The following is a 22,785-nucleotide window of genomic DNA, read 5'->3' as shown; positions in this document are numbered from 1 at the left end:
GTTACTTCCAAGATCTTTTCGGCGGGCTGTCGATCCGCGCCGGGCCCGCTCGACGCACGGGCAACCACACAGCGGAACAAGGAGCGCGAACCATGGGCAAGATCGTCAACGCCACGTACCTGACCCTCGACGGTGACATCAGCAACATGCAGGACTGGCACATGGACTACTTCGGTGCCGAGGCCAACCGCGCCGCCGACGCCCAGCAGCGCGCCGCCGACGCGGTGATCATGGGCCGCGAGACCTACGAGGGCTTCGCCGCGGTCTGGCCGTCGGTGACCGAAGAGGACGGTTCGCCGGCCCGGATGAACCTGCTGAAGAAGTACGTGGTCTCGACCACGCTGACCGACCCGAAGTGGGAGAACACCGAGGTGATCAGCGAGCACGTGGTCGAGCGCATCCGCGAGCTCAAGGAGTCCGGCACGAACCTGCTGCAGTACGGGTTCGGCCCGGTCACCCGGCTGATGCTCGACCACGGCCTGCTCGACGAACTGCGGGTCTGGCTGCACCCGGTGCTCTCCGGCAAGGCGGCGCCCGGTGAGCTGCTCTACCGCGACGGGCAGCAGTACAAGTTCGACTTCAACGGCGTCGAGGTGCACGAGACCGGGCTGCTCATCCTCAGCTACACCCCGAGCGCGGGCAGCAAGGCCTTCGACACCACGAACGCCTCGTAGTAGCGGGGGACGCCGTCCTCCACCGCGCCGGCTTGCCGCGCCCACCAGCGGGCGCGGTCCAGCACGGTCTCGCGGTGCATGAAGCCCTTGTCCGCTTCGGACTTGTAGCAGGCGAGGGCCTTGAGCTTCAGGTCGATGTGCGCGGTGATGTCGGTGAACAGCTGCGGGGTGAACGAGCCGGCCTGACCGGGCGGCTCGCCCTGCAACACCAGGCCGACGTGCCCGGCACGGTGGGCGACCGTGGTCGCCACCGTGCCGACCACCTGGTGGTCCTGGTGCTCGCGGGAGCCGGGGTAGTGGGTCAGCACGACGGTCGGCCGCACCCGGCGGATGTGCTGCTCGATCCGGTCGAACACGGCCCGCCCCGCGGTCAGCGAGCCGTCCTCGAAGTCCTCCACCACCAGCTCGGCCCCGACCATCGCGGCGGCGAGCCTGGCTTCCTTCGGCCGGAGGTAGGATTGCTCCACGTCGCTGTTGGCGCCGTCGGTGAGCGAAAGCACCGACAGCGCGTACCCGCGTGCACGCAGTGCGGCGAAGGTGCCGAAACAGGCCAGTTCGGCATCATCGGGATGGGCGAACACCGCCAGCGCGACCGGCTTGCTCATAAGACCTCCCCTAGCAGTGTTGAGAGTGGCTTGCGTGGCGGTGCGGGTGGCGGTGCGAGGTGACGGCCCACAGCCAGCGGCTCCGCCGCTGCGGAACGACCTCCCCTAGCTGCAGCTGAACAACTTCTGGACCGGCTGGCCCCCGTACGCGGCGGGATCGACCAGCACGCATTCGCGGTCCAGCCACGCCGCGCGCTCCTGCTGCGCGGGTGCGCTCGGCCCCTGCCCGAGGCTGCTCAGCACGAACCGCAACCGGCCCCGCGCCACCCAGTCCGACAGCTGGGCGGGTGAGGGCGCCGGATCGGCACCGGCGTACCCGCCGAGCCCGACCACCGTCTCGTCGGTGTGGATGAGGAACGGCGAGGTGGCCGTCGACCCGCGTTCGACCGCGAGCACGATCTCCGCGCCACCGCCGTTTTCCTTGGCATAGGCCAGGATCCGCCGGTTCTCCTGGCTGAGGTCCGCGGTGAGCAGCCCACCGAACCCACCGGGGCTGCCCTTCAGCTTGGCGAACAGCTCGCTCAACGGACCCGCGGACGGCAGCACACCGATCCGGTTCCCGTCGAGCGCGGTACCCGCGGACCACACCGCGGGCGCGAGCACCACCGCGGTCAGCGCGAGCCCCAGCGCGGCCTTGCGCAGTTCGTCCCGTTGCCTCGCCACGACCAGCGCGACCACAGCCGCCGCCGCGACGATCACCACGGCCCAGCGGAGCCAGCCGTGCCACGCGAGGTTGCGGGAAATCACCACCCACGCCCAGCCCGCGGTCCCCGCCACCACCAACGGCAGCAACACCCACGCGGCGTTGTCCTCGCGGTAGAACCGCCACAGCAGGGCGAGCCCGGCGGCGCCCAGCGCGGCCACCGCCGGCGCCAGCATGGCCGAGGTGTACGGGTGCATCACACCCTGCGCGAAGCTGAACAACAGTCCGGACAGCACCAGCCAGCTGCCCCACAACACCCAGCCCGCGCGCCCTTCCCGCGTGGCAGCGCGGAATCCGAGCACGCCGAGCACCAGCGCGACCAAAGCCAGCGGCAGCAACCAGGAGATCTGCCCGCCACCGGCCGCGCCGAACATCCGCGTGATGCCGGAGGCGCCACCGGCCACCCCGACGTTGCCACCACCGGCCTGCGTGGCGACCGCACCGCCCTCGGCACCGAACAACCGGCCGAACCCGTTGTAGCCGAAGATCAGGTCCATCGCGGTGCCGTCCGAGGTGCTGGCCATGTACGGCTTCTCACCCGGCCACCAGTCACGCAGCGCGGGCCACCAGAACGAGGACACGAAGAGCACGAGCCCGGCGGCCAGCAGGTCGAGCAGCTTCCGCCGGACCGGACCGGACGCGCCGATCAGGAAGGCCGCGGCCAGGCCCGGCACCACGATCCACGCCTGCAGCATCTTCGTGGTGAACGCGCAGCCGACGAAGAATGCCGACCACAGCAGCCACCCGGTGTGCCGCCCGCCTTCGACGGCGCGGGTGAGCGCGTACGCGGCGGCGACCAGCAACAGCACCAGCAGCGTGTCGGGCAGGTTCACCTGGTTCACCGCGACGGTGATCGGGGTGAGCGCGAGCAGCAGCGCGGCGAGCAGTGCGGTGGGTTCACCGGTCCAGCGGCGCACGGTCCGGTGCAGCAGGAACACCGCGCCGACCCCGGCGAGCACCTGCGGCAGCAGGATCGCCCAGCCGTGGTAACCGAAGATCCACACCGAGACCACCTGCGGCCACAACGACATCGGCGGCTTGTCCACCGAGACCGCGCCCGCCGGGTCGTAGGCGCCGAACAGGAAGTTGGTGAAGCCGGAGGACATGGCCTTGACCCCGGCGCTGTAGTACGTGTTGCCCCAACTGCCGGAGGCGAAGCCCCAGGCGTAGAGCACCCCGGCCAGCAGGCAGATCGCGGCCAGTGCCCAGACCGCCGTACGGGTGGTCGCGGGTGCGCTCCGGTGCGCGGTGGCGGTCATGCCGTCGGCTCCTTCCGGCGGAAGACCCAGTTGCGCAGCAACAGGAATCGCCCGGTGGTGCCGAGGATCGACGACACCAGCAGCACGGTGAGCTCCAGCAGGCGCGAGGCGTCCGGGGCCAGCCAGTGCAACAGCAGCAGCGCACCCGAGGTGAACCCGTAGTACAGCGCGAAGACGATGATCCCCTGGAAATGCACCCGGCCGGTGGAATGCCGGCGCCCGGCGAAGGTGTACCGGCGATTCGCCTCGGTGTTGAACAGGGTGGTCAGCGTCAGTGCCGCCAAATTGGCGAGCAGCAGCGGCATCCATTCCCGGAAAATCGCGTACAAGGTCAACGTCGCCACCGTGGAAATGGCGCCGACAATGGCGAACGAGAGCAATTGCCAGGAAAGCGCGCCGGCGTTCCCGCCGAGCACCGGGTCGGGGTGGATCGGCTTCGGGTCCGGCCGCCGCGGCAGCTCATCGACCCGGGCGGTGCCGCGTGCCTTCGCCCTGGCCACCCTGATCAGCCCGCGGATGTCGTGCCAGGCCGTGCTGGTCACCTCCACCCTGGTGTCCACGTCCTCGATCCAGTCCACTGGCACCTCGTGCACGCGCAGCCCGTTGTGCTCGGCGAGCAGCAGCAGTTCGGTGTCGAAGAACCAGCCGTCGTCGTGCACGTGGTGCAGCAGCGGGCGGATGACCTCGCCGCGCGCGGCCTTGAACCCGCACTGCGCGTCGCGGAACCGGGCGCCGTGGGTGAGCCGGATCAACGCGTTGTAGGAGCGGGAGATGAACTCGCGCTGCAGGCCGCGGATGGTGCGCGCGCCGGGCGCGTGCCGGGAGCCGATGGCGATGTCGGAGTGCCCGTTCGCCAGCGGGGCGACCAGCGGCAGCAGTGCGTCCAGCCCGGTGGACAGGTCGGCGTCCATGTAGACCACCACGTCCGCGCCGCTGCGGCCCCACGCCTCGCGCAGCGCGCGGCCGCGGCCCGCCACGTCGAGGTGCATCACCCGCACGCGTTCGTCGTTGCGCGCCAGCGCGTTGGCCACTTCGAGCGTGCCGTCCTCGCTGCCGTTGTCCATCACCGTGATGGTCCAGTCGTACGGGAAGTTCTCGCGCAGATAGGCGCGGAGCACCTCGACCGTGCCGGTGAGCGCGCGTTCCTCGTTGTACACCGGCACCACGATGTCCACCGTGGTGGTGCTCAGTGAAATGGGTGCGGCGGCGGCCGGAATCGTCGTCGCCTCGGGAGTTCTGTGCATCGCCTCTCTTTTCCTTCCAAGGAGGTCGAAATGCGTGCTGGGGGTAATGCGGCCCGTGAATTACTGTGCCAGCCGGTCCGCGCCGCCCCAACCCCCTAATTGCGCACCGGTTTCCCCCCTTACCGCTGGACGGCAGGGGTTCAGCGCGCGCCAAGCTTCGCGCGGTTGGCTCAGCGCACGGCGGCGGTGAGCGCCGGGACGGTGATGTTGCGCCCGGACACCACCGCGACCGCCGTGCCGTCCGCTTTCGCTTTGCCCGCAAGCAAAGCAGCCACGCCGAGTGCGCCGGCACCCTCAGCGACGACGCCGCGTTCGGTGAGCAGGTACCGCATCGCCGCGCGGATTTCGGTTTCGGTCACGGTGAGCAGTTCGGACACGTGCGCGGAGATCAGTTCGATGGTGACGGACCCGCGTTCCACCCCACCGGCCACCCCGTCGGCGATCGTTTCCCCGATCGGCACGTCGACCACCCGCCCGGCGCGCACGGCCGCGGAAACCGCCGTCGATTCGGCGGCTTCGACACCGATGATCCGGACGTCGTCGTGGCCGGAAGCCCACAACCCGAGCCCGGAGGCCAGTCCGCCCCCGCCGACCGCGCAGACCACGGTCAGCGGTCCGGGGACCTGCTCGCGGAGTTCGTGCCCGATCGTGCCCTGGCCCGCGATGACCTCGGGATCGTTGTACGCCGAGAGGTAGTGCGCCCCACCGGCGGCGAGCTCCAGCGCGTGCTGCTCGGCGTCGTCGTAGGAACTGCCGATCTCGACCAGGTCGACCCCGGTGGCGTGGAGCGCGGCGACCTTGGCGGGGGAAGCGTTGCCCGGCACCACCACGGTCGCGCGGCGGCCGAGCATCCTGGCCGCGTGCGCGACGCCGAGCCCGTGGTTGCCCGCCGACGCGGTGACCGGCACGACGTCCGCGGGCAGCGCGCTCAACGCGTTGAGCGCGCCGCGGATCTTGAAGGCACCGGTCGGCTGGAAGGTCTCCAGCTTCAGGTTCAGCCCGTCGACACCTGCGTGGAGCGGGGTCGGAGCGAGCCGGGCCGAGATCGTGCGCCAAGCCGCGGCGAGGTCCTGACGATCCGGGGTGCGCACGCGGCGGGACTCCATGTCCCCACGGTAGACCGCCACAGCCAGGCGGTGTCCCGGCCGAACGACCACAGCAGGCTGCCCAGCGCCCCCGCGGCGACCGCGACCGACAACGGTTCCGGCAGCAGGCCCGAGGTCACCACCACCAGCACCACGCCCTGCACCGCGCACACGGCCTTGCGCGCCGTGCTCGGCGGCAGGTCCGCCCGCAGCCACGGCGCGAACCACGCGGCCGCCACGAACAGGTACCGCATCGCGCCGATCAGCAGCACCCACGGCCCGGCCACCGAGGCCGCCGCCACGCTGAGCACCAGGATCAGGAACGCGTCGACCTCCATGTCGAACCGGGCGCCGAGCGCCGACGCGGTGCCGGTGCGCCGCGCGACCTGCCCGTCGACGGCGTCCAGCGCGAGCGCGACCGACGCGACCGCCACCAGCAACGCGGTGTGCGGGCTCGACCCGGTGACCGTGGCGTCGGCGACCAGCATCGTCACCCCGCCGACGAGCACGGCCCGCCCGACGGTGACCCGGTTCGCCGGTCCGAGCGTCCACGGGCGATCGACCGAGGCGGCCAGCGCACCCCACAGCAGCGCGGTGAACCCGGCCCCGGCCAGCCAGCCCGCCGGCCCGAGGCCGAGGTGGCCGGCCAACGCGGTGAGCACCGCCAGTTGCCCGGCCAGCCAGCCCGCCGCTTCCCATCCCAGTGTGCGCATCGCGACCTCCCTAAGCCCTCACCCTGTCCACGTACCACGTCCGTGAACGGTTCAAGTCGGGTCGATCGCGCCTATCCTGACGGGACGATCTTCGTGCTCAGAGGAGGGTTATGCACCAGGCGTTCTGGCTCCGCGCCCCAGGTCAGGGTGAACTTCGGCCGGTCGAAGTGCCCGCTCCCGGCGACGGCGAGGTGCTGGTCCGCACGCGCTACTCCGGCGTCAGCCGCGGTACCGAGGCACTCGTCTTCCGCGGGCAGGTGCCGGAAAACCAGCACGAGGTGATGCGCGCGCCCTTCCAGGAAGGCGACTTCCCCGGACCGGTCAAGTACGGCTATCTCAACGTCGGTGTGGTCGAGCAGGGCCCGGACCACCTGCGCGGGCGGACGGTGTTCTGCCTCTACCCGCACCAGACGGCCTACGTGGTCCCGGCGGACGCCGTGACGCCCGTGCCGGACGCGGTCCCGCCGGAGCGCGCGATCCTGGCCGGCACCGTGGAGACGGCGGTCAACGCGGTCTGGGACGCCGAACCGAAGATCGGCGACCGGATCGCCGTGGTCGGTGGTGGCATGGTCGGCTGCTCGGTTGCGGCGATCCTGGCCGGTTTCCCGGGTGCGCGCGTGCAGCTCGTCGACGCCGATCCCGCGCGGGCGAGCGTGGCCGAGGCGCTGGGCGTCGGCTTCGCCACGCCCGACGAAGCCGAGGGCGAGTGCGACCTGGTGATCCACGCGAGCACCACCGAAGCGGGGTTGGTGCGCTCGCTCGAACTGCTCACCACGGACGGCGTGGTGGTCGAACTGAGCTGGTACGGCGATAAACGGGTCTCGTTGCCACTGGGGGAGTTCTTCCATTCGCGACGGTTGACCATCCGCGGCAGCCAGGTCGGTGTGGTGTCCCCGGCCCGGCGCACCCGCAACTCCTACGCGGACCGCATGGCACTGGCGATGGAACTGCTCGCCGACGCCCGGTTTGACGCCTTGATCACCGGGGAAAGCCCGTTCGGCGACCTGCCGGCCGTGCTGCCCCCGCTGGCCGGCGGCGACCTGCCGTCGCTGTGCCACCGGATCACCTACGACTGATGGAGAGTGAGCCTTGTTCAGTGTGAACGTCCGCGGGCACATCATGGTCGCCCACAGCTTCCGCGGTGCGGTCTTCGGTCCGGCGCAGCAGCTGCACGGCGCGACCTTCGTGGTGGACGCCACGTTCAAGCGGTCCGAACTGGACGAGGACAACATCGTCGTCGACATCGGACTGGCCACCGAGGAGCTGGCCGCCGTGCTCGGCGACCTGAACTACCGCAACCTCGACGACGTGCCGGAGTTCGCCGGCATCAACACCTCCACCGAGTTCCTGGCCAAGGTGATCGCCGACCGCCTGGCAGGCAAGGTGCAGGCGGGCGCGTTGGGCGAGGGTGCGCGCGGGCTCGCCGGGATCACCGTCACCCTGCACGAATCCCATGTGGCGTGGGCGAGTTACGAGCGTTCGCTGTGACCGCACTGCACGTCGTGCTGCCCGGTGACGTGGACGATCCGCGGGTGCCGAGCGGCGGCAACACCTACGACCGGCGCGTGTGCGACGGTCTGCGCGCGCTGGGCTGGCAGGTGGACGAATCGGCGATCGACGGGAGCTGGCCCGAGCCCGGCGACGACGCGTGCGACCGGCTGGCGGCCCTGCTCACCGCTCTGCCCGCGGGCACGCTCGTGCTGCTCGACGGCCTGGTCGCGGCCGGGGTGCCGGAGATCATCACCGCGCACGCGAACCGGTTGCGCCTGGTCGTGCTGGTGCACCTGCCGCTGCGGGTGGAGCACCCCGACCTCGACCGGCTCGAACGCACCACGCTGCACGAGGCGAAGGCGGTCATCGCGACCAGCGACTGGGCGGCCGCGCAACTGGTCGAGCACCACGGTCTCGCGCACGTCCACGCGGTGCCGCCGGGCACGGAGCCCGCGCCGATCGCGTCCGGCACCGACGGGGTGCGGCAGCTGCTCTGCCCGGCCGCGGTCACCCCGCGCAAGGGACACGATCTCCTGGTCGAGGCGTTGTCGCAGGTCAGCGACCTGGACTGGCACTGCCGGTGCGTCGGCACCCTCAGCCGCGATTCCGGTTACGCCGACGAGGTGACCGGGATGATCACCGGACGCGGTCTCGGCGAGCGGGTCGAACTGGCCGGTCCACGGGCGGGCGCGGAACTGGCCGCCGAGTTCGAACGGGCGGACCTGGTCGTGCTCACCTCCCGCGCGGAAACCTTCGGCATGGTGCTCACCGAGGCGCTCGCGCGCGGCATTCCCGTGCTCGCGACCGAGGTCGACGCCGTGCCGGACACGGTCGGCACGGCCGGGCTGCTCACACCGCCCGAGCCGGGTGAAATCGCGAAGGCGTTGCGCGCGTGGCTCACCGATGGCGAGTTGCGCGAACGGTTGCGCGAAGCCGCGTATGCGCGCCGGACGACGCTGCCCGGTTGGGACCACAGCGCGCGGAAACTCGCTCACGTGCTGGAGCGGGTATGAGCGAGTTCTCTGTGTTTTCTTCGGAATGGCTGGCACTGCGTGAACCGGCGGACGCCGACGCACGGGCCGAAGAGCTGCTGGAACCGTTGCGCGAGCGCCTGATGACCCCGATGCACATCCGGGATCTGGGCTGCGGCACGGGATCCATGGTCCGCTGGCTCGCCGATCGGTTGCCGGGCCCGCAGCACTGGACGCTGCACGACCGCGATCCGGCGTTGCTGGCGGTGGCCGCCGCGCGCAAGCCCGCCTCGGTCACGGTGACCACTTCGCGGGGTGACGTGACGAACCTGAGCGCCGCGGATCTCGCCGGGACCTCGCTGATCACCGCGTCGGCGTTGCTCGACCTGCTCACCGCGGAGGAGGTTTCCGCGCTGGCCACGGCGTGTGCGGGCATCCCGGTGCTGCTGACGCTGTCGGTGGTGGGGGAGGTGGAGCTGACGCCGGGGGATCCGCTGGACGCCGACCTGGCCGCCGCGTTCAACGCGCACCAGCGGAGGGTGGTTCAGGGGCGGCGGCTGCTCGGGCCGGACAGCGTGGCGGTCGCGGCCGAGGCGTTCGGCGGGCACGGTGCCGTGGTCCGGTTGGCGGACAGCGACTGGCGGCTGGACGGCACGTGCTCGGCTCTGACGGCGGAATGGTTGACCGGCTGGGTGAGCGCGGCCGTGGAACAGGAACCCGCGCTTCGCCCGGCGGCGGAGCGCTACCTGCGTGAGCGCCTGGCGGCGTGCGCGGCGGGTGAGCTGGCGGTGGCGGTGCGCCACCGAGATCTGCTCGCGTTGCCGCGCGTGGACTGAGTCCCCGATCTTGGTTAGCGTGGGCCCGGGGTCGAGCGATGAAAAGGGAGTTGTTTGATGCGCGATCAAACCATCGAGTTCGAGGACATCGCCGAAGCCGACCTCATGACCAGTCGCGGTAAATTCCGCACGGTCGCATTCCGCGACTCGGTGGACGGCAACGAGCATATCGCGCTGGTGCTCGGCGACCTCTGGCAACAACAGGACGTACTGGTGCGCGTGCATTCCGAATGCGTCACCGGCGACATTTTCTCGGCGCGCCGCTGCGAATGCGGTGACCAGCTCGGCGCGGCACTGGACCGGATCGTGCAGCGGGGCCGCGGCGTGCTGGTCTACCTGCGCGGACACGAGGGCCGGGGGATCGGCCTGGTGGCCAAGGTGCGCACCCACGTGCTCCAGGACGAGCAGGGGCTGGACACGGTGGATTCGGCCACCTCGCTCGGCCTTCCGGTGGACGCACGTGATTTCGGACCGGCCGCGCGGGTGCTGAGATATCTGGGCGTGCGCACGGTCGAACTGATGTCGAACAACGGGGACAAGATCGACGCGCTGGAATCGTACGGAATCGGAGTTTCCGCGCGCGTACCATTGCTGATCCAGCCGACCGACCACAATATCCGCTACCTCACCGCGAAACGGGACCGGCTGGGCCACCACCTGCCGCACCTCGATTCCGTGGTCAACGGACTGGGCAGTTGATGGACCACACCACGTTGCGCCCGGTCGCCGCCGAGGCGCTGGACCGGGCCAAGCACATCATCGGTTCCCGCATCCCGGGAGCCGTGACGCTCAAGAGCGACCGCGATCTGGTCACCGACGTGGACCTCGCGGTGGAGGACGCGCTGCGGGAGTTCCTCGCCGAGGAAACCCCGGAGATCGGCTTCCTCGGCGAGGAGCACGGGCACACCGGGCCGCGGGACCGCTGGTGGGTGCTGGACCCGGTGGACGGCACCTCGAACCTGGCGCACGGCATCCCGTTGTGCGGGGTGTCGCTCGGCCTGGTCGAGGGTGATCGCGGGGTGCTGGCGGCGATCGACCTGCCGTTCCTCGGCGCCCGGTACACCGCGGTGAAGGGCGGCGGCGCGTTCGCCGGCGACCGGCCGATCCGGATCGCCGAGGTCGATCGGATGTCCGACGCGGTGCTGTCGGTCGGCGACTTCGCCATCGGCGAGGGTGCCGAGCCGAAGAACCGGGTGCGGCTGGGGCTGCTGGCCCGGCTCGGCGCGCGGGCGCACCGGATCCGGATGCTCGGCAGCGCGGCGATCGACCTGGCCTGGGTGGCCGACGGCAAGCTGGCGGGCACGGTGATACTGGCCAACTTCCCGTGGGACACCGCGGCCGGCGTGCTGCTGGTGCGCGAAGCGGGTGGGCTGGTGTTCGACCGCGACGGCAGCGAGCACACCGTCGACTCGGCCGCGACCATCGCCGTGGGGCCCGCGCTGCACGCGGAACTGCTCGAGTTGCTGCGGCAGGCCGAACTCGATTGAACCGTCCGACGGCACCGCACGTGGTCCAGGGTGCCGGGGTGATCACCGCGGCAGGAGGAGGGATCCCGATGACCGCGGCCGTGCTCGCCCCAGGTTTGTCCCCAGCGGCCAAGCGCCTGCTCTGGTCGTGGCTGCGGCTGCTCGCCGGGGCGGCCATCCTCGGGTTCCTGTGCTGGCAGCTCGGTACCGGCGCGCTGCTGGACGGCGTGCGCGCGGTGAACCTGCCCGCGGTGGCCGCCGCGCTCGGCATCGGCCTGCTGACCACGGTGTTCAGCGCGGCGCGGTGGGTGCTGATCGCCCGCAGGCTCGGGCTGCGCCTGCCGCTGGGTGAGGCGGTCGCGGCGTACTACCGCGCGTTGTTCCTCAACGTGGCGCTGCCCGGCGGCGTGCTCGGCGACGTGCACCGCGCGGTTCGGCACGGCAAGGACGAGGGTGATCTCGGGCGCGGGGTGCGGGCGGTGGTGCTCGAACGCGCCGGTGGGCAGGTGGTGCTCATCGCGGCCGGGATCGCGGTGCTGGCGGTGCAGCCGACGCTCGTGCCGGCGCAGGCGCGGGAGGTCATCACCACCATCGGGGTGGCGCTCGTGCCGGTGGTCCTGGCCCTGCTGGCCGTGGCGCCGGTGGTGGCGCGGCGGTGGGCGGACAGCCCGTCGAAGTGGCGGCGCGGGGTCGCGGTCACCGTGGCCGACGTGCGTACCGGGCTGCTGTCGGCTCGAACCTGGCCGGGCGTACTCGCCCTCTCGGCGGCGGCGCTGGCCGGGCACCTGGCGTTGTTCCTGGTGGCCGCGCGCGTGGCGGGTACCGATGCGCCGATCTTCGAGTTGTTGCCGATCTTCCTGCTGGCCCTGCTGGCGATGGGGCTGCCGGTGAACGTCGGCGGGTGGGGCCCGCGCGAGGGCGTCACGGCGCTGTCGTTTGGTGCGGCGGGTCTCGGCGCCGCGCAGGGCCTGACGGTGGCGGTGGTGTACGGCCTGCTGAGCGCGGTGGCGAGCCTGCCGGGGGCCGGCGTGCTGGTGTTCGGACGGCGATCAAGCGAGCGACGCGAGGCAGTCACCGAACGCCACGACGAGCCGGTCGAGCACGTCCCGGCCCTTTGCCGCAGTGGCCAGTGAGGGTCGGCCGACCACGCCGCTCTTGGTGTAGGCCTCGAGCCCGGTGGTGAGCATGTGCCTGCGATCCTCGGCGAGCTCGTCGGCGTTCTCGTAGCCGGGACGCACCAGCTCGGGGTGGGCGTGGAGGAGGATCGAGGTCTCCAGCTCGCCGGCGTGCATGTCGCTGTAGGCGCCGGTCTCCAGCCGGGCCTCGGCGCGCACTTCGTCCCAGCACTCCATGGTGGGGAAAAGCGCCATCTTCTTTGATTGCTGAACGATGTTGCTCAGCACGTAGTTGCCCCCGTGGCCGTTGACGAGCACGAGCTTCTCAATGCCACTCGCCTTGAGCGACGCCGCCACGTCGGTAACGATCGCGGCGAGCGTGGTAGCCGAAATGCTGACCGTGCCAGGCCAGGCGGCGTGCTCATGCGAACAGGAAATGGTGACCGGGGGAAGGCGCAGCACCGGATGTGCCCCCGCGACCGCCTCCGCAATCGTGCAAGCGATCACGGTATCCGTAGCCAGCGGTAGGTGAGCCCCATGCTGCTCGTGGCTGCCCACCGGCAACACCGCCACCTCCGCACCGGCGGCTTCCCCTGAAGTGTGCGTCGGAACCATCTGCCACGTCATCACCGCGATTCTGTCACATTGCGCTTCCTGACTGAAAATTCAGTCAGGTACAGTCCGGGGCATGATCCGACGCCACTTCGTCCAACTGGGACTCTCGCTGCTGGGAGGTGCCTTCATGACAGGCTGCGAAGAACCGGCCCCCGCCGCGCAGCGCCGGTTGATGCCGGACGAGGCCGAGCCACACCAGCGGACGTGGATGGCCTTCGGCGTCAGCGACCGCGTGTGGGAGCCCGACCAGGTGCCCGTCGTACAGCGGAACTTGGCCACCATCGCCACCACGATCGCCCGCTTCGAACCGGTGTCCATGCTCGTCCGCCCGGACGAACTGGACCTGGCCCGCGAACTCGTCGGCGACGCGGTCGAACTGGTCCCCACCCCGCTCGACGACCTGTGGTTGCGCGACACCGGCCCGGTGTTCGTGACCGGCGGCGCGGTCGACTTCAACTTCAACGGCTGGGGCGGCAAGCAGGAGCACGCGCGCGACGCCGAGGTCGCGGAGTTCGTCGCCGGGCGCGCCGGGGTTCCGGTGGTGCGCACCGAGCTGGTGCTCGAAGGCGGCGGCATCGAGGTCGACGGCCACGGCACGGCGATCATCACGGAAAGCTGCGTGCTCAACCGGAACCGCAACCCGGGTTGGTCCAAACAGGACGTCGAGGCGGAGCTGGCCGAACTGCTCGGCCTCCGGAAGATCATCTGGCTGCCCGGCATCGCCGGTCGCGACATCACCGACGGGCACACCGACTTCTACGCCCGGTTCGCCGGCCCCGGCGTGGTGGTCGCCGGACTGGACAACGACCCCGAGTCCTACGACTACGACGTCACCCGCCGCCACCTCGACCTGCTCAAAACCGCGACCGACGCCGACGGCCGCCCATTGCGCGTCGAAGTGATCAACGGCCCCGAGCACGTCCGGGACGACAGCGAGGACTTCGCGGCCGGCTACATCAACTTCTACGTGTGCAACGGCGCGGTGATCGCGCCGGAATTCGGGGACCCCGAAGCGGATTCGGCCGCCCGCGCGACCCTGGAGCGGCTCTTCCCCGGACGCCAGGTGGTGCAACTCGACATCGACGGCATCGCGGCGGGCGGGGGTGGGATCCACTGCACCACGCAGCAGCAGCCGCTGGCCCTACAGTGAGGATCCATGTCCGATCGTCAGACCCAGATCCTGGAGGCCGCGGTCCGGGTGATCGCCCAGGACGGCGTGCGCGGCCTGCGGGTGGAGAAGCTCGCGGCCGAGGCCGAGGTGTCCACCGCGCTGATCTACTACCACTTCAAGGATCGGGCCGGGGTGCTCCGGCGGGCGCTGGACCACGTCAACGACCGGGCCGTGCGCTACACCGAAAGCGCGCTGAGCGCGGACGATCCGCGCACCCGCCTCGAGCAGATGCTGCTGCTGGAACTCCAGGACACCGACGAGGTCCGCACCAACAGCACCGCGTGGGGCGAACTCCGTGCCAGCGCGGTGTTTTCGGACGACCTGCGCGAGTCCCTGCGTGACAGCACCGAGGCCTGGTCGGCGGACACGGAAACCCTGATCCGCGAGGCGCAAGCCGTCGGCCGGGTCTCCGCGACCATCAACCCGGCCGATGCCGCCGAACGCCTGACCGCCCTCGTCGAAGGCCTCAGCGAACGCTGGCTCAGCGGCTCCATCACCCTGCCCCGCGCCCGAGAACTCCTCACCGGCGCCTTCACCGCGGAACTGGACTGACCTTCGGGTAGTGCGGCCTCAAGCTGGCCGCGAGGGCCCAGTCCAGCAACCGGTCCGGCACCACCCGGGCCAGCCGCGTGCCCAGCGCCGCGTCGCGGCCGACGGTGTAGCGGGTGCGCGGCTTCCCGGCGGTCACGGCCTTCGCGATCACCTTGGCCGCGTCGGCGGCGGACCGGCCGCCCGGGATGTGGGCGGCGGCGTGCGCGTTGGCCGCCTGGATCAGCTTTCCGTAGCGTTCGCGGTGTTCCGGCGACATGGTGGCGGCCTGCTGTTTCGTGGCGGCGATCACCCGGTCCGGCATCTCCGTGCGCACCGCGCCCGGCTCGACGACGACCACCCGCACGCCCAGCGGCGCCAGTTCCCGCCGCAGCGAGTCGCTGACTGCTTCGAGGGCGAATTTCGTGCTCGCGTAAGGGCCGTACGTGGCCATCGCGACCCGCCCGCCGACCGAGCTGATGTTGACCACCCGGCCCGAACGACGCAGCAGCGCGGGCAGCAGTGCCTGCGTGACCGCGATGTGGCCGAACAGGTTGACCTCGAACTGGCGACGCCATTCGCTCAACGGCAGGGCTTCCACCGGCGCGTTGGTCTGAACCGCCGCGTTGTTCACCAGCGCTCGCAACGAACTCACGCGCCCGGCCAACTCGGCGATGTGCTCGGGCTGCGTGATGTCGAGAATGACCGGCTCGATGCCGGGCCCGCGAAGCGCGTCCGCGTCCTGCTCCCGACGAACCCCCGCCAACACGTGGAACCCCCGGCGAGCCAGCTCGCGGGCACTCGCCGCACCGATCCCGGTCGACGCTCCGGTAACAACCACGGTTTCATGTGACACTGTCATGTGAACGAGGCTAGGCAGCTCGGATGACAGTGTCAACCGTTAGGGTGTGCCCATGGCCAGCCGAGCGGAATCCGCCGCCGCGACGCGGCGCGCCCTGGTGGACGCCGCCGCCGACCTGCTGGACAGCGGCGGCCCGGACGCGGTGACGCTGCGCGCGGTCGGCGCCCGAGCCGGCGTCACCCGAGGGGCGCCGTACGGGCACTTCCCGGACAAGGACAGCCTGCTGACCACCGTCGCCGCCGAAGCGCTGGAACGACTCGCAGATCAGGTGCGGGCCGTGCGCACCGACCCCGAGGTACCCGCCGCGGACACCCTGCGGCGCGGCTTGGGCGCCCTGATGACGATCGGCCGTCACCAGCCGCACCTGTACCGCCTCATGTTCACCACCCCGGCCGGCGCCCCGGCCGCGGTCCAGGCCGCAACGGAAGCGGCCGACCGCGCCATGGACGAGTTCCTCGCCATCGTCGGCGGGGTCGTCGGCGGTGAGCACACCCAGCGGTACGCCGCGCTGCTGTTGTCCAGCGCGCACGGCATCACGGACCTGGAAGTCAACGGGCACCTGGCCGCGCACAAATGGGCGGTCACGCCCGAGGACCTGGTCGGGACCCTGATCGCGATGATCGGCCATCAAACCTAGCACTACTCGCCAGTAACTTATCCTGCGCATATCGAAAACCGGATACGCGCTCGCAACGCCGCGCTGTCTTGACTGGGGCGCATGACCTACCGCGAACCAGCACGAACGGCGGCCCGCCGCACCCGGTCGCTGGGGGCCTGGTCCTTCGCCACCGTGCCGGGGATGGGGATCACGGTTTACGGGTGCGGGCCGGACGAGGCCGCCCTGTTCCGGGAGATGTCGTCCCGCTTCGGGATCCGGCCGACCATCGTCGAGGATGCGGTGTCCGAGGCCAATGTCGCGCTGGCGGCGGGAAATCGGTGCATCAGCGTGGGGCACAAGACCCGGATCACCGACGAAACGCTGCTCGCGCTCAGCCAGGCGGGTGTGGGCTACATCTCCACCAGGAGCATCGGGTACAACCACCTCGACGTGTCGTACGCGAAGAGCGTCGGCATTTCCGTGGAGAACGTCACCTACTCGCCGGACAGCGTGGCCGACTACACGCTGATGCTGATGTTGATGTCCGTGCGGAACGCCAAATCCATGATCAGGCGCACGGACGTCCACGACTACCGGCTGCACGAAGTGCGCGGGAAAGAGCTGCGCGATCTGACCGTCGGAATCATCGGCACGGGTCGCATCGGCGCGGCCGTCGTGGACCGGCTTCGGGGCTTCGGCTGCCAGATCCTGGCTCACGACAGCCGTCCCGGGATCTCCGCCGAATACGTTTCTCTGGACGAATTGTTGCGGCAGAGCGACATCGTGACGCTTCACACGCCCCTCACCGCGGACACCCACCACCTGCTGGATCGTCAGCGCATCAAGGAAATGAGGCGTGGCGCGTACGTGGTGAACACCGGGCGCGGTCCGCTGCTCGACACCGAGGCACTCGTCGACGCGCTGGAGAACGACGAACTGGGCGGTGCGGCGCTGGACGTGCTCGAAGGAGAGGACGGAATCTTCTACGCGGACCGCCGGAACGAGCCGGTGGACAGCGATCTGCTGCTGCGACTGCAGAAACTCCCGAACGTGATCATCAGCCCGCACACCGCCTACTACACGGACCACGCCCTTGGCGACACCGTGGAGAACTCCATTGTCAACTGCCTGAACTTCGAAAGCAGAAAGCAGCACTGGATATGAAGATCGGAATCATCTTCGGGGGAAGTTCCGAGGAACACCCCGTCTCGGTCAAGTCCGCGCAGGAGATTGCCAAGCACCTCGACGCCGACAAGTACGAACCGTACTGGATCGGGATCACCCCAAGCGGTGCCTGGAAGCTCTGCGACGGCCCCGACGAGGGCTGGGCGGAGACCGGCCGCCCGGTCGTGCTGTCGCCGGACCGGAGCATCCGCGGGTTCCTCGTGCTGGAGCGCGGGAAGTTCGACGTGCTCTGCCCGGACCTGGTGCTGCCCGTGCTGCACGGCAAGCTCGGCGAGGACGGCGCGATGCAGGGGCTGCTGGAGCTGGCCGGCATTCCCTACGTCGGCTGCGACGTCCAGAGTTCCGCGGTGTGCATGGACAAGTCGCTCGCCTACGTCATCACCGCCGCCGCCGGAATCCCGACACCGAACTTCCGGATCGTCATGGCGGACGAGACGGTCGACCCCGGCCCGCTCACCTATCCCGTGTTCGTCAAGCCCGCGCGGTCGGGGTCGTCCTTCGGGGTCAGCAAGGTGTCCAGCGAAGAGGAACTGCCGACCGCGGTGGAGACCGCGCGGCAGTACGACTCGAAGGTGCTGATCGAGGAGCCCGTGGTCGGCAGCGAGGTCGGCTGCGCCATCCTGGGGAACGAACTGGAGCTGTTCGCCGGCGAGGTGGACCAGATCTCGCTCTCCCACGGGTTCTTCAAGATCCACCAGGAGAGCAACCCGGAAAGCGGTTCCGAGAACTCGACGATCACCGTTCCGGCGGACCTCCCGGCCGCGACCAGGGTCCGCGTGCAGGAGACGGCCAAGGCCATCTACCGCGCGCTGGGCTGCTCCGGACTGTCGCGAGTGGACATGTTCCTGAAGGAGGACGGCACGGTGGTGCTCAACGAGGTCAACACCTTTCCCGGCATGACCTCCTACAGCCGTTACCCGAGAATGATGGCGGCCGCCGGAGTGCCGCTCGGCGAAGTGATCGACCGCATGGTGTCGTTGACGTTGACGGGGAAATTCCAATGAACGAGGATTTTGCTTTCGTGGACGAGGTCGTGGCCGGAATGCGTTGGGACGCCAAGTACGCCACCTGGGACAACTTCACCGGCAAGCCCGTCGACGGCTACGCGGTGAACCGGATCGTCGGCACGAAGGTACTGTGCGGCGCCTTGGCGAACGCGCGGGAAAAGGCCGCTTCCCTCGGTTTCGGCCTGCTGCTCTGGGACGGTTACCGCCCGCAACGGGCCGTGGACTGCTTCGTGCGCTGGGCGCGACAGCCGGAGGACGGCCGGACGAAGCTGCGGCACTACCCGCACATCGACCGGGCCGAGATGTTCGAAAAGGGGTACGTGGCGAGGAAGTCGGGGCACAGCCGGGGAAGCACGGTCGACCTGACCCTCTACCACCTGGACACCGGTGAACTCGCGCCCATGGGCGGTGACCACGACCTGATGGATTCGATCTCCCACCACGGCGCGCCCGGGGTCGCGCGGGTGGAGGCGGAGAACCGGCAGCACCTCCGGTCGGTCATGGAGGACTGCGGTTTCCGCGCCTACGAGCGCGAGTGGTGGCACTACGTGCTGAAGGACGAGCCCTATCCGGACACCTACTTCGACTTCCCCATCGTCTAGGCCATGTCGTTCACGGGAAGAGGCATGCGGATACGACCGGCACACGTCAGCGACGCCGCGGCCGTCGGCGAGCTGCTGCACCAGCTGGGGTACCCACCGGACGACACGACCGCCACGGCGGCCAGGATCGGCCGCTGGGACCAGGATCCGGCGGGCGCGGCCTACGTGGCCGATGCCGGCGGCGACCTGCTCGGCGTGATCGCGGTGTACAGCTGCCCGTTCTTCGAGCGCGCCGGCAGCTGGGGCCGGATCGTGGCGCTGGTCGTCGCCGAGCGGGCACGGGGGCGCGGCGTCGGCAGTGAACTGGTGACCGCGGCGGAGTTGTTCGCCGCGAGCCGGGGGTGCGTGCGCATAGAGGTCACCAGCGCGGACCGCCGTCAGCACGCGCACGCGTTCTACCGGAACCGCGGGTACACCGACCAGACCGGGCGGTCGACCCGGTTCGTGCGCGAGCTGCACACCCCCGGCCTCAGTACCACTTCCGACGTGGCCCGGCTGGGAGGGCGGGGGTGAAAGCACCGCGTGTCGTGGTGGCCGGCGGGCATTCGGCCGGACACATCGAGCCCACGATGAACTTCGCCGACGCCCTGCGCCTGCTGGCGCCCACGGCCGAGATCACCGCACTCGGCACCGTCCGCGGCCTGGACACCACGCTCATCCCGGCCCGCGGTTACCCGCTCGAACTCATCCCGCCGGTCCCGTTGCCACGCAGGCTGAACCGGGCCGCGCTGGAGACGCCGGGCAGGCTTCGCGACGCGGTGCTGGCGGCCGGGGCGGTGCTCGACCGCGTGCGGGCCGAAGTCGTGGTGGGCTTCGGCGGCTACGTCGCCGCTCCCGCCTACCTCGCCGCGCGCAGGCAGCGCCTGCCGATCGTGGTCCACGAGGCGAACGCCCGGCCGGGCGTGGCCAACCGGCTGGCGGTCCGGCTGACGCCCCACGTGTTCACCGCCACGCCGGCCGTTCCGCTGGCGAACGCCACGGCCATCGGGATCCCGCTGCGGCCGTCGATCACCGGGCTCGACCGGCCCGCGCTGCGCGACGCCGCCCGGCGGCGGTTCGGCCTGCGCCCCGACGGGCCGGTGCTGATGGTCACCGGCGGTTCGCAGGGGGCCGTGACGATCAACACCGCGGTGTCCGGTGCGGCTCCGGCGTTGCGAGCGGCGGGCGTGCAGGTGCTGCACATCACCGGGCCGCGGCACACCGTCGAGGTGCCGGACGGCGACCCGCCCTACGTGGTCGTTCCCTACGTCGACGAGATGCGGTACGCCTACGCCGCCGCCGACTTCGCGATCTGCCGGTCGGGGGCGATGACGTGCGCCGAACTGGCCGCCGTCGGCCTGCCCGCCGTGTACGTTCCGCTGCCGGATCGCGGTGGTGAGCAGCGGCTGAACGCCGAGCCGGTGGTCGCGGCCGGCGGGGCGCTGCTCCTCGACGACGGCGACCTCGACCCGGCGTGGCTGGAGCGCACCCTGATCCCGCTGCTCACCGACCCCGGACGGATCGCGGCGATGTCGGCCCGCGCGTCGGCGACCGGCGCGCCGGACGCGGGCGCCGTCCTGGCCCGGCACGCGCTCACCGTGGTCGCCGAGCGCCGCCGGACCACCTCATGAGCGCTGCGCTCCGGCCGCGGGCAGCCGCACCGTGACGTGGAGCCCGCCGCCGGAGCGGGGGGTGAGGGTGAGGGTGCCGTCGTGGGCCCGGGTGATGCTCTGGACGATCGCCAGGCCGAGGCCGACTCCCGCGTGGTCGGTGCGGACGCGCTGGGTGCCGCGCTGGAAAGGTTCGACCAGCGTGGAAGCCATTTTGGCGGAGACCGGCTGGCCGGTGTTCTCGACCGTGAGCACCGCTTTCCCGGCGTGAACGCCGGTCGTGACCCACACCGTGCCCTGCTCGGGGAGGTTGTGCACGATCGCGTTGTGCAGGAGGTTCGTGGTCACCTGCAGCAGGAGCGCGGGGGAGCCGGTGGTCGGGGCCTGCTCACCGGAGGTCTCGATGGTGATGCCGTGGCTTTCGGCGAGCGGGAGCAGGGTTTCGGCGGCCTCCTCGGCGGCCAGCGACAGGTCGACCGGCTCCTGGGCGAAGGTTCGCTGGTGGGCGCGGCTGAGCACGAGCAGCGCCTCGGTGAGGTCGATCGCCCTGGTGTTGACGTGCTGGAGGCGGTCGACGAGTTCGCCGGTGTCGCGGGGCGGTTCCTTGCGGGCCACGTCGAGCAGGGTCTGCGTGATCGCCAGCGGGGTGCGCAGTTCGTGCGAGGCGTTGGCGGCGAACCGCTGCTGTTCGGCGTTGTGTGCTTCGAGCCGGGCGAGCATGGTGTCGAAGGCGTCGGCGAGTTCGCGGAACTCGTCCGCGCGGCCCTCCAGCTGGATCCGGTGCGAGAGCGAGCCGTTCGCGGCCAGGCGGGTGGCGTTGGTGATGCGGGTCAGCGGCGCGAGCATGCTGCCCGCCAGCAGCCAGCCGCCCACCAGGCTGAACAGCAGCAGGAACGCCAGCATCGCGATCGCCTTCGGGACGAAGGCTTCCAGCAGGTCGGAGCGGTCCGGCACGTGGGGCTGGGCGGGCCCGGAGCCCGGGCGGCGAGGAGGTCCGTCGGCGACCACCTCGGGCACGTAACGCAGCAGGAACACCCACACGACGGCGAGCAGCAGGGTACCGGCGAACATGAGGAGCCCGGCGTAGCTGAGGGTGAGCTTGAGGCGAACGCTCATCCCGGGCTCTCTATCCACGGTCGCCCCCGGCCTGTGGGTCGATGCGGTAGCCGACCCCGGGCACGGTGGCGATGAGCCACGGTTCACCGAGCCGCTTGCGCAGGGCCGAGACGGTGATGCGCACGGCGTTGGTGAACGGGTCGGCGTTCTCGTCCCACGCCCGCTCCAGCAACTCTTCGGCGCTGATCACCCCGCCTTCGGCGGCGACCAGCACTTCGAGCACGGCGAACTGCTTCCTGGTCAGCGCGACGTAGCGGCCGTTGCGGAAGACCTCGCGGCGGAACGGATCCACCCGCAGACCGGCGATCTCCCGCACGGGCGGCCTGCTGTGGGCGCGCCTGCGGTCGAGCGCCCTGAGCCGGAGCACCAGCTCCCGGAGTTCGAACGGCTTGGTGAGGTAGTCGTCGGCGCCGAGTTCGAAGCCGGAGGCCTTGTCGTCGAGCCGGTCGGCGGCGGTGAGCATCAGGATCGGCATGCCGGTGCCGGAGGCGACGATGCGTTCGGCGATCTCGTCACCGGAGGGACCGGGGATGTCCCGGTCGAGCACGGCGATGGCGTAGGTGTTGAGGCTCAGCAGCTCCAGCGCGGTGTCGCCGTCACCGGCGATGTCCGCGGCGATCGCCTCCAGGCGCAGTCCATCGCGAATGGCCTCCGCCATATAGGGTTCGTCCTCGACGACCAGCACACGCATGCGTCGAACCTACGTTCACGCGCATATCGTCGGCATATCGAAAACCACGTACGTGGTGGCAACATCGCCTTGCCTTGACTGGCGGTATGACTCCCACCGCAGCAGGTACGGCCGTCCGGCACGCTCTCGGCGAGGCGCACGGCGCCGTCCCCGTACCGGTCACCGTGTTCGATGACGGCAGCCCGGCCGTGGCCAACCTGGACCCCGGACTGCTCGACGCCCTGCGCCGGGCCGCGACCGATGCCGCGGCCGACGGCGTCGAATTCGTCGTGAACGGCGGCTGGCGTTCGCCGGAATACCAGGAACAACTGCTTCGCCGGGCGATTTCGAAGTACGGCTCGGAAAAGGAGGCCGCCCGGTGGGTGGCCACCCCGGACACGTCGGCCCACGTGTCGGGCGACGCCGTCGACATCGGACCACCCGCGGCCAGGGCGTGGCTGTCCGAGCACGGCGCCGGGTACGGGCTGTGCCAGATCTACCGCAACGAGCCCTGGCACTACGAACTGCGCCCGGAAGCCGTCGAATCCGGCTGCCCGCCGATGTACGCCGACCCGTCCCAGGACCCGAGGATGCGGCGGGGCTCACCGCGGTAACGATTCGACAGCGACCAGCGGACCGGCCCCGCACAGCACAAAGCCCACCAGTGAAAGAAACACTGG

The 22,785-nt window shown here is 70.5% G+C and carries 26 protein-coding genes; 17 read left to right on the top strand and 9 right to left on the bottom strand.

Annotation, left to right across the window (positions count from 1 at the left end; genetic code table 11):
- Window positions 1-92: 92 nt before the first annotated feature.
- The gene (locus JYK18_RS03140; protein ID WP_206800553.1) at window positions 93-674 is read left to right on the top strand and encodes a dihydrofolate reductase family protein; all 582 of its coding nucleotides are present in this window, start codon (window positions 93-95) and stop codon (window positions 672-674) included.
- Here JYK18_RS03140 and JYK18_RS03135 read toward each other — a convergent pair.
- The 5 genes from JYK18_RS03135 to JYK18_RS03115 form a co-directional block, all read right to left on the bottom strand.
- Window positions 623-1,279 (bottom strand): PIG-L deacetylase family protein, encoded by a 657-nt coding sequence (locus JYK18_RS03135; protein ID WP_206800551.1) that lies wholly within the window; start codon window positions 1,277-1,279, stop codon window positions 623-625. The two genes, JYK18_RS03140 and JYK18_RS03135, sit on opposite strands and share 52 nt — an antisense overlap.
- Before the next feature lie 105 nt (window positions 1,280-1,384).
- On the bottom strand, window positions 1,385-3,241 hold the full coding sequence (locus JYK18_RS03130) for a glycosyltransferase family 39 protein (protein WP_206800542.1): 1,857 nt from the start codon (window positions 3,239-3,241) through the stop codon (window positions 1,385-1,387).
- Window positions 3,238-4,485: a bifunctional glycosyltransferase family 2/GtrA family protein gene (locus tag JYK18_RS03125; protein ID WP_206800540.1), complete on the bottom strand. Its 1,248-nt coding sequence runs from the start codon at window positions 4,483-4,485 to the stop codon at window positions 3,238-3,240. The genes JYK18_RS03130 and JYK18_RS03125 overlap by 4 nt, the downstream gene beginning before the upstream one ends.
- Before the next feature lie 170 nt (window positions 4,486-4,655).
- Entirely contained in the window at window positions 4,656-5,591 is a 936-nt protein-coding gene (locus JYK18_RS03120; RefSeq protein WP_206800539.1) for a threonine/serine dehydratase, read from the bottom strand.
- A complete protein-coding gene (locus JYK18_RS03115) occupies window positions 5,480-6,283 on the bottom strand; it encodes a CDP-alcohol phosphatidyltransferase family protein (protein ID WP_206800538.1) in 804 nt (267 codons plus the stop codon). The genes JYK18_RS03120 and JYK18_RS03115 overlap by 112 nt, the downstream gene beginning before the upstream one ends.
- 110 nt (window positions 6,284-6,393) lie before the next feature.
- On the opposite strand from JYK18_RS03115, the gene JYK18_RS03110 reads away from it, so the two are divergent.
- From JYK18_RS03110 to JYK18_RS03080, 7 genes are all read left to right on the top strand, one after another.
- On the top strand, window positions 6,394-7,359 hold the full coding sequence (locus tag JYK18_RS03110; protein ID WP_206800537.1) for a zinc-binding alcohol dehydrogenase: 966 nt from the start codon (window positions 6,394-6,396) through the stop codon (window positions 7,357-7,359).
- 13 nt (window positions 7,360-7,372) lie between these two features.
- The gene (locus JYK18_RS03105; RefSeq protein WP_206800536.1) at window positions 7,373-7,771 is read left to right on the top strand and encodes a 6-carboxytetrahydropterin synthase; all 399 of its coding nucleotides are present in this window, start codon (window positions 7,373-7,375) and stop codon (window positions 7,769-7,771) included.
- Window positions 7,768-8,787, top strand: a complete 1,020-nt coding sequence (locus JYK18_RS03100; RefSeq protein WP_206800535.1) for a glycosyltransferase family 4 protein — start codon at window positions 7,768-7,770, stop codon at window positions 8,785-8,787. The genes JYK18_RS03105 and JYK18_RS03100 overlap by 4 nt, the downstream gene beginning before the upstream one ends.
- The gene (locus tag JYK18_RS03095) at window positions 8,784-9,581 is read left to right on the top strand and encodes a class I SAM-dependent methyltransferase (RefSeq protein WP_206800534.1); all 798 of its coding nucleotides are present in this window, start codon (window positions 8,784-8,786) and stop codon (window positions 9,579-9,581) included. Before JYK18_RS03100 ends, JYK18_RS03095 begins: the two co-directional genes overlap by 4 nt.
- Before the next feature lie 57 nt (window positions 9,582-9,638).
- Window positions 9,639-10,280, top strand: coding sequence for a GTP cyclohydrolase II (locus JYK18_RS03090; protein WP_206800533.1), 642 nt, complete (start codon window positions 9,639-9,641; stop codon window positions 10,278-10,280).
- A complete protein-coding gene (locus JYK18_RS03085; protein ID WP_374194982.1) occupies window positions 10,277-11,068 on the top strand; it encodes an inositol monophosphatase in 792 nt (263 codons plus the stop codon). Before JYK18_RS03090 ends, JYK18_RS03085 begins: the two co-directional genes overlap by 4 nt.
- Window positions 11,069-11,136: 68 nt before the next feature.
- Window positions 11,137-12,180 carry a lysylphosphatidylglycerol synthase transmembrane domain-containing protein gene (locus JYK18_RS03080; RefSeq protein ID WP_206800531.1) on the top strand — a complete coding sequence of 348 codons (1,044 nt, stop codon included), beginning with the start codon at window positions 11,137-11,139 and terminating at the stop codon, window positions 12,178-12,180.
- Here the strand turns inward: JYK18_RS03080 and JYK18_RS03075 are convergent.
- Window positions 12,097-12,789 carry a creatininase family protein gene (locus tag JYK18_RS03075; protein ID WP_206800530.1) on the bottom strand — a complete coding sequence of 231 codons (693 nt, stop codon included), beginning with the start codon at window positions 12,787-12,789 and terminating at the stop codon, window positions 12,097-12,099. The genes JYK18_RS03080 and JYK18_RS03075 overlap by 84 nt on opposite strands.
- Window positions 12,790-12,904: 115 nt before the next feature.
- On the opposite strand from JYK18_RS03075, the gene JYK18_RS03070 reads away from it, so the two are divergent.
- The gene (locus JYK18_RS03070; RefSeq protein ID WP_242578926.1) at window positions 12,905-13,927 is read left to right on the top strand and encodes an agmatine/peptidylarginine deiminase; all 1,023 of its coding nucleotides are present in this window, start codon (window positions 12,905-12,907) and stop codon (window positions 13,925-13,927) included.
- Window positions 13,928-13,933: 6 nt separating this feature from the next.
- Window positions 13,934-14,500 carry a TetR/AcrR family transcriptional regulator gene (locus JYK18_RS03065; protein WP_206800529.1) on the top strand — a complete coding sequence of 189 codons (567 nt, stop codon included), beginning with the start codon at window positions 13,934-13,936 and terminating at the stop codon, window positions 14,498-14,500.
- On the opposite strand, the gene JYK18_RS03060 is transcribed toward JYK18_RS03065, so the two are convergent.
- Window positions 14,481-15,338 (bottom strand): SDR family oxidoreductase, encoded by an 858-nt coding sequence (locus JYK18_RS03060; RefSeq protein WP_206800528.1) that lies wholly within the window; start codon window positions 15,336-15,338, stop codon window positions 14,481-14,483. The genes JYK18_RS03065 and JYK18_RS03060 overlap by 20 nt on opposite strands.
- Before the next feature lie 52 nt (window positions 15,339-15,390).
- On the opposite strand from JYK18_RS03060, the gene JYK18_RS03055 reads away from it, so the two are divergent.
- The 6 genes from JYK18_RS03055 to JYK18_RS03030 all read left to right on the top strand — a co-directional run bounded on the left by JYK18_RS03055 (window position 15,391) and on the right by JYK18_RS03030 (window position 20,340).
- Window positions 15,391-15,975, top strand: a complete 585-nt coding sequence (locus tag JYK18_RS03055) for a TetR/AcrR family transcriptional regulator (RefSeq protein WP_206800527.1) — start codon at window positions 15,391-15,393, stop codon at window positions 15,973-15,975.
- A gap of 162 nt (window positions 15,976-16,137) precedes the next feature.
- Window positions 16,138-17,100 (top strand): D-lactate dehydrogenase VanH, encoded by a 963-nt coding sequence (gene vanH, locus JYK18_RS03050; protein ID WP_206803996.1) that lies wholly within the window; start codon window positions 16,138-16,140, stop codon window positions 17,098-17,100.
- Window positions 17,097-18,125: a D-alanine--(R)-lactate ligase gene (gene vanA / locus JYK18_RS03045; RefSeq protein WP_206800526.1), complete on the top strand. Its 1,029-nt coding sequence runs from the start codon at window positions 17,097-17,099 to the stop codon at window positions 18,123-18,125. Before vanH ends, vanA begins: the two co-directional genes overlap by 4 nt.
- Window positions 18,122-18,730, top strand: coding sequence for a D-Ala-D-Ala dipeptidase VanX (gene vanX / locus JYK18_RS03040; protein WP_206800525.1), 609 nt, complete (start codon window positions 18,122-18,124; stop codon window positions 18,728-18,730). Before vanA ends, vanX begins: the two co-directional genes overlap by 4 nt.
- A 24-nt stretch (window positions 18,731-18,754) precedes the next feature.
- Entirely contained in the window at window positions 18,755-19,243 is a 489-nt protein-coding gene (locus JYK18_RS03035; protein WP_206800523.1) for a GNAT family N-acetyltransferase, read from the top strand.
- Window positions 19,240-20,340: a glycosyltransferase gene (locus tag JYK18_RS03030; RefSeq protein ID WP_206800521.1), complete on the top strand. Its 1,101-nt coding sequence runs from the start codon at window positions 19,240-19,242 to the stop codon at window positions 20,338-20,340. The genes JYK18_RS03035 and JYK18_RS03030 overlap by 4 nt, the downstream gene beginning before the upstream one ends.
- Here JYK18_RS03030 and JYK18_RS03025 read toward each other — a convergent pair.
- Complete coding sequence (locus JYK18_RS03025) at window positions 20,335-21,435, bottom strand: HAMP domain-containing sensor histidine kinase (RefSeq protein WP_242578924.1); 1,101 nt, start codon at window positions 21,433-21,435, stop codon at window positions 20,335-20,337. The genes JYK18_RS03030 and JYK18_RS03025 overlap by 6 nt on opposite strands.
- 10 nt (window positions 21,436-21,445) lie before the next feature.
- Window positions 21,446-22,126 carry a response regulator transcription factor gene (locus tag JYK18_RS03020; protein ID WP_206800516.1) on the bottom strand — a complete coding sequence of 227 codons (681 nt, stop codon included), beginning with the start codon at window positions 22,124-22,126 and terminating at the stop codon, window positions 21,446-21,448.
- A gap of 86 nt (window positions 22,127-22,212) precedes the next feature.
- Between JYK18_RS03020 and JYK18_RS03015 the strand changes: the two genes are divergently transcribed.
- The gene (locus JYK18_RS03015; protein WP_206800514.1) at window positions 22,213-22,719 is read left to right on the top strand and encodes a M15 family metallopeptidase; all 507 of its coding nucleotides are present in this window, start codon (window positions 22,213-22,215) and stop codon (window positions 22,717-22,719) included.
- The last annotated feature ends 66 nt before the right edge of the window (window positions 22,720-22,785 follow it).

The sequence above is a fragment of the Amycolatopsis sp. 195334CR genome (assembly GCF_017309385.1).
GTDB lineage: Bacteria > Actinomycetota > Actinomycetes > Mycobacteriales > Pseudonocardiaceae > Amycolatopsis.
Note: the sequence above shows the minus strand (reverse complement) of the source record. Positions and strands in the feature narration are given on the sequence as shown.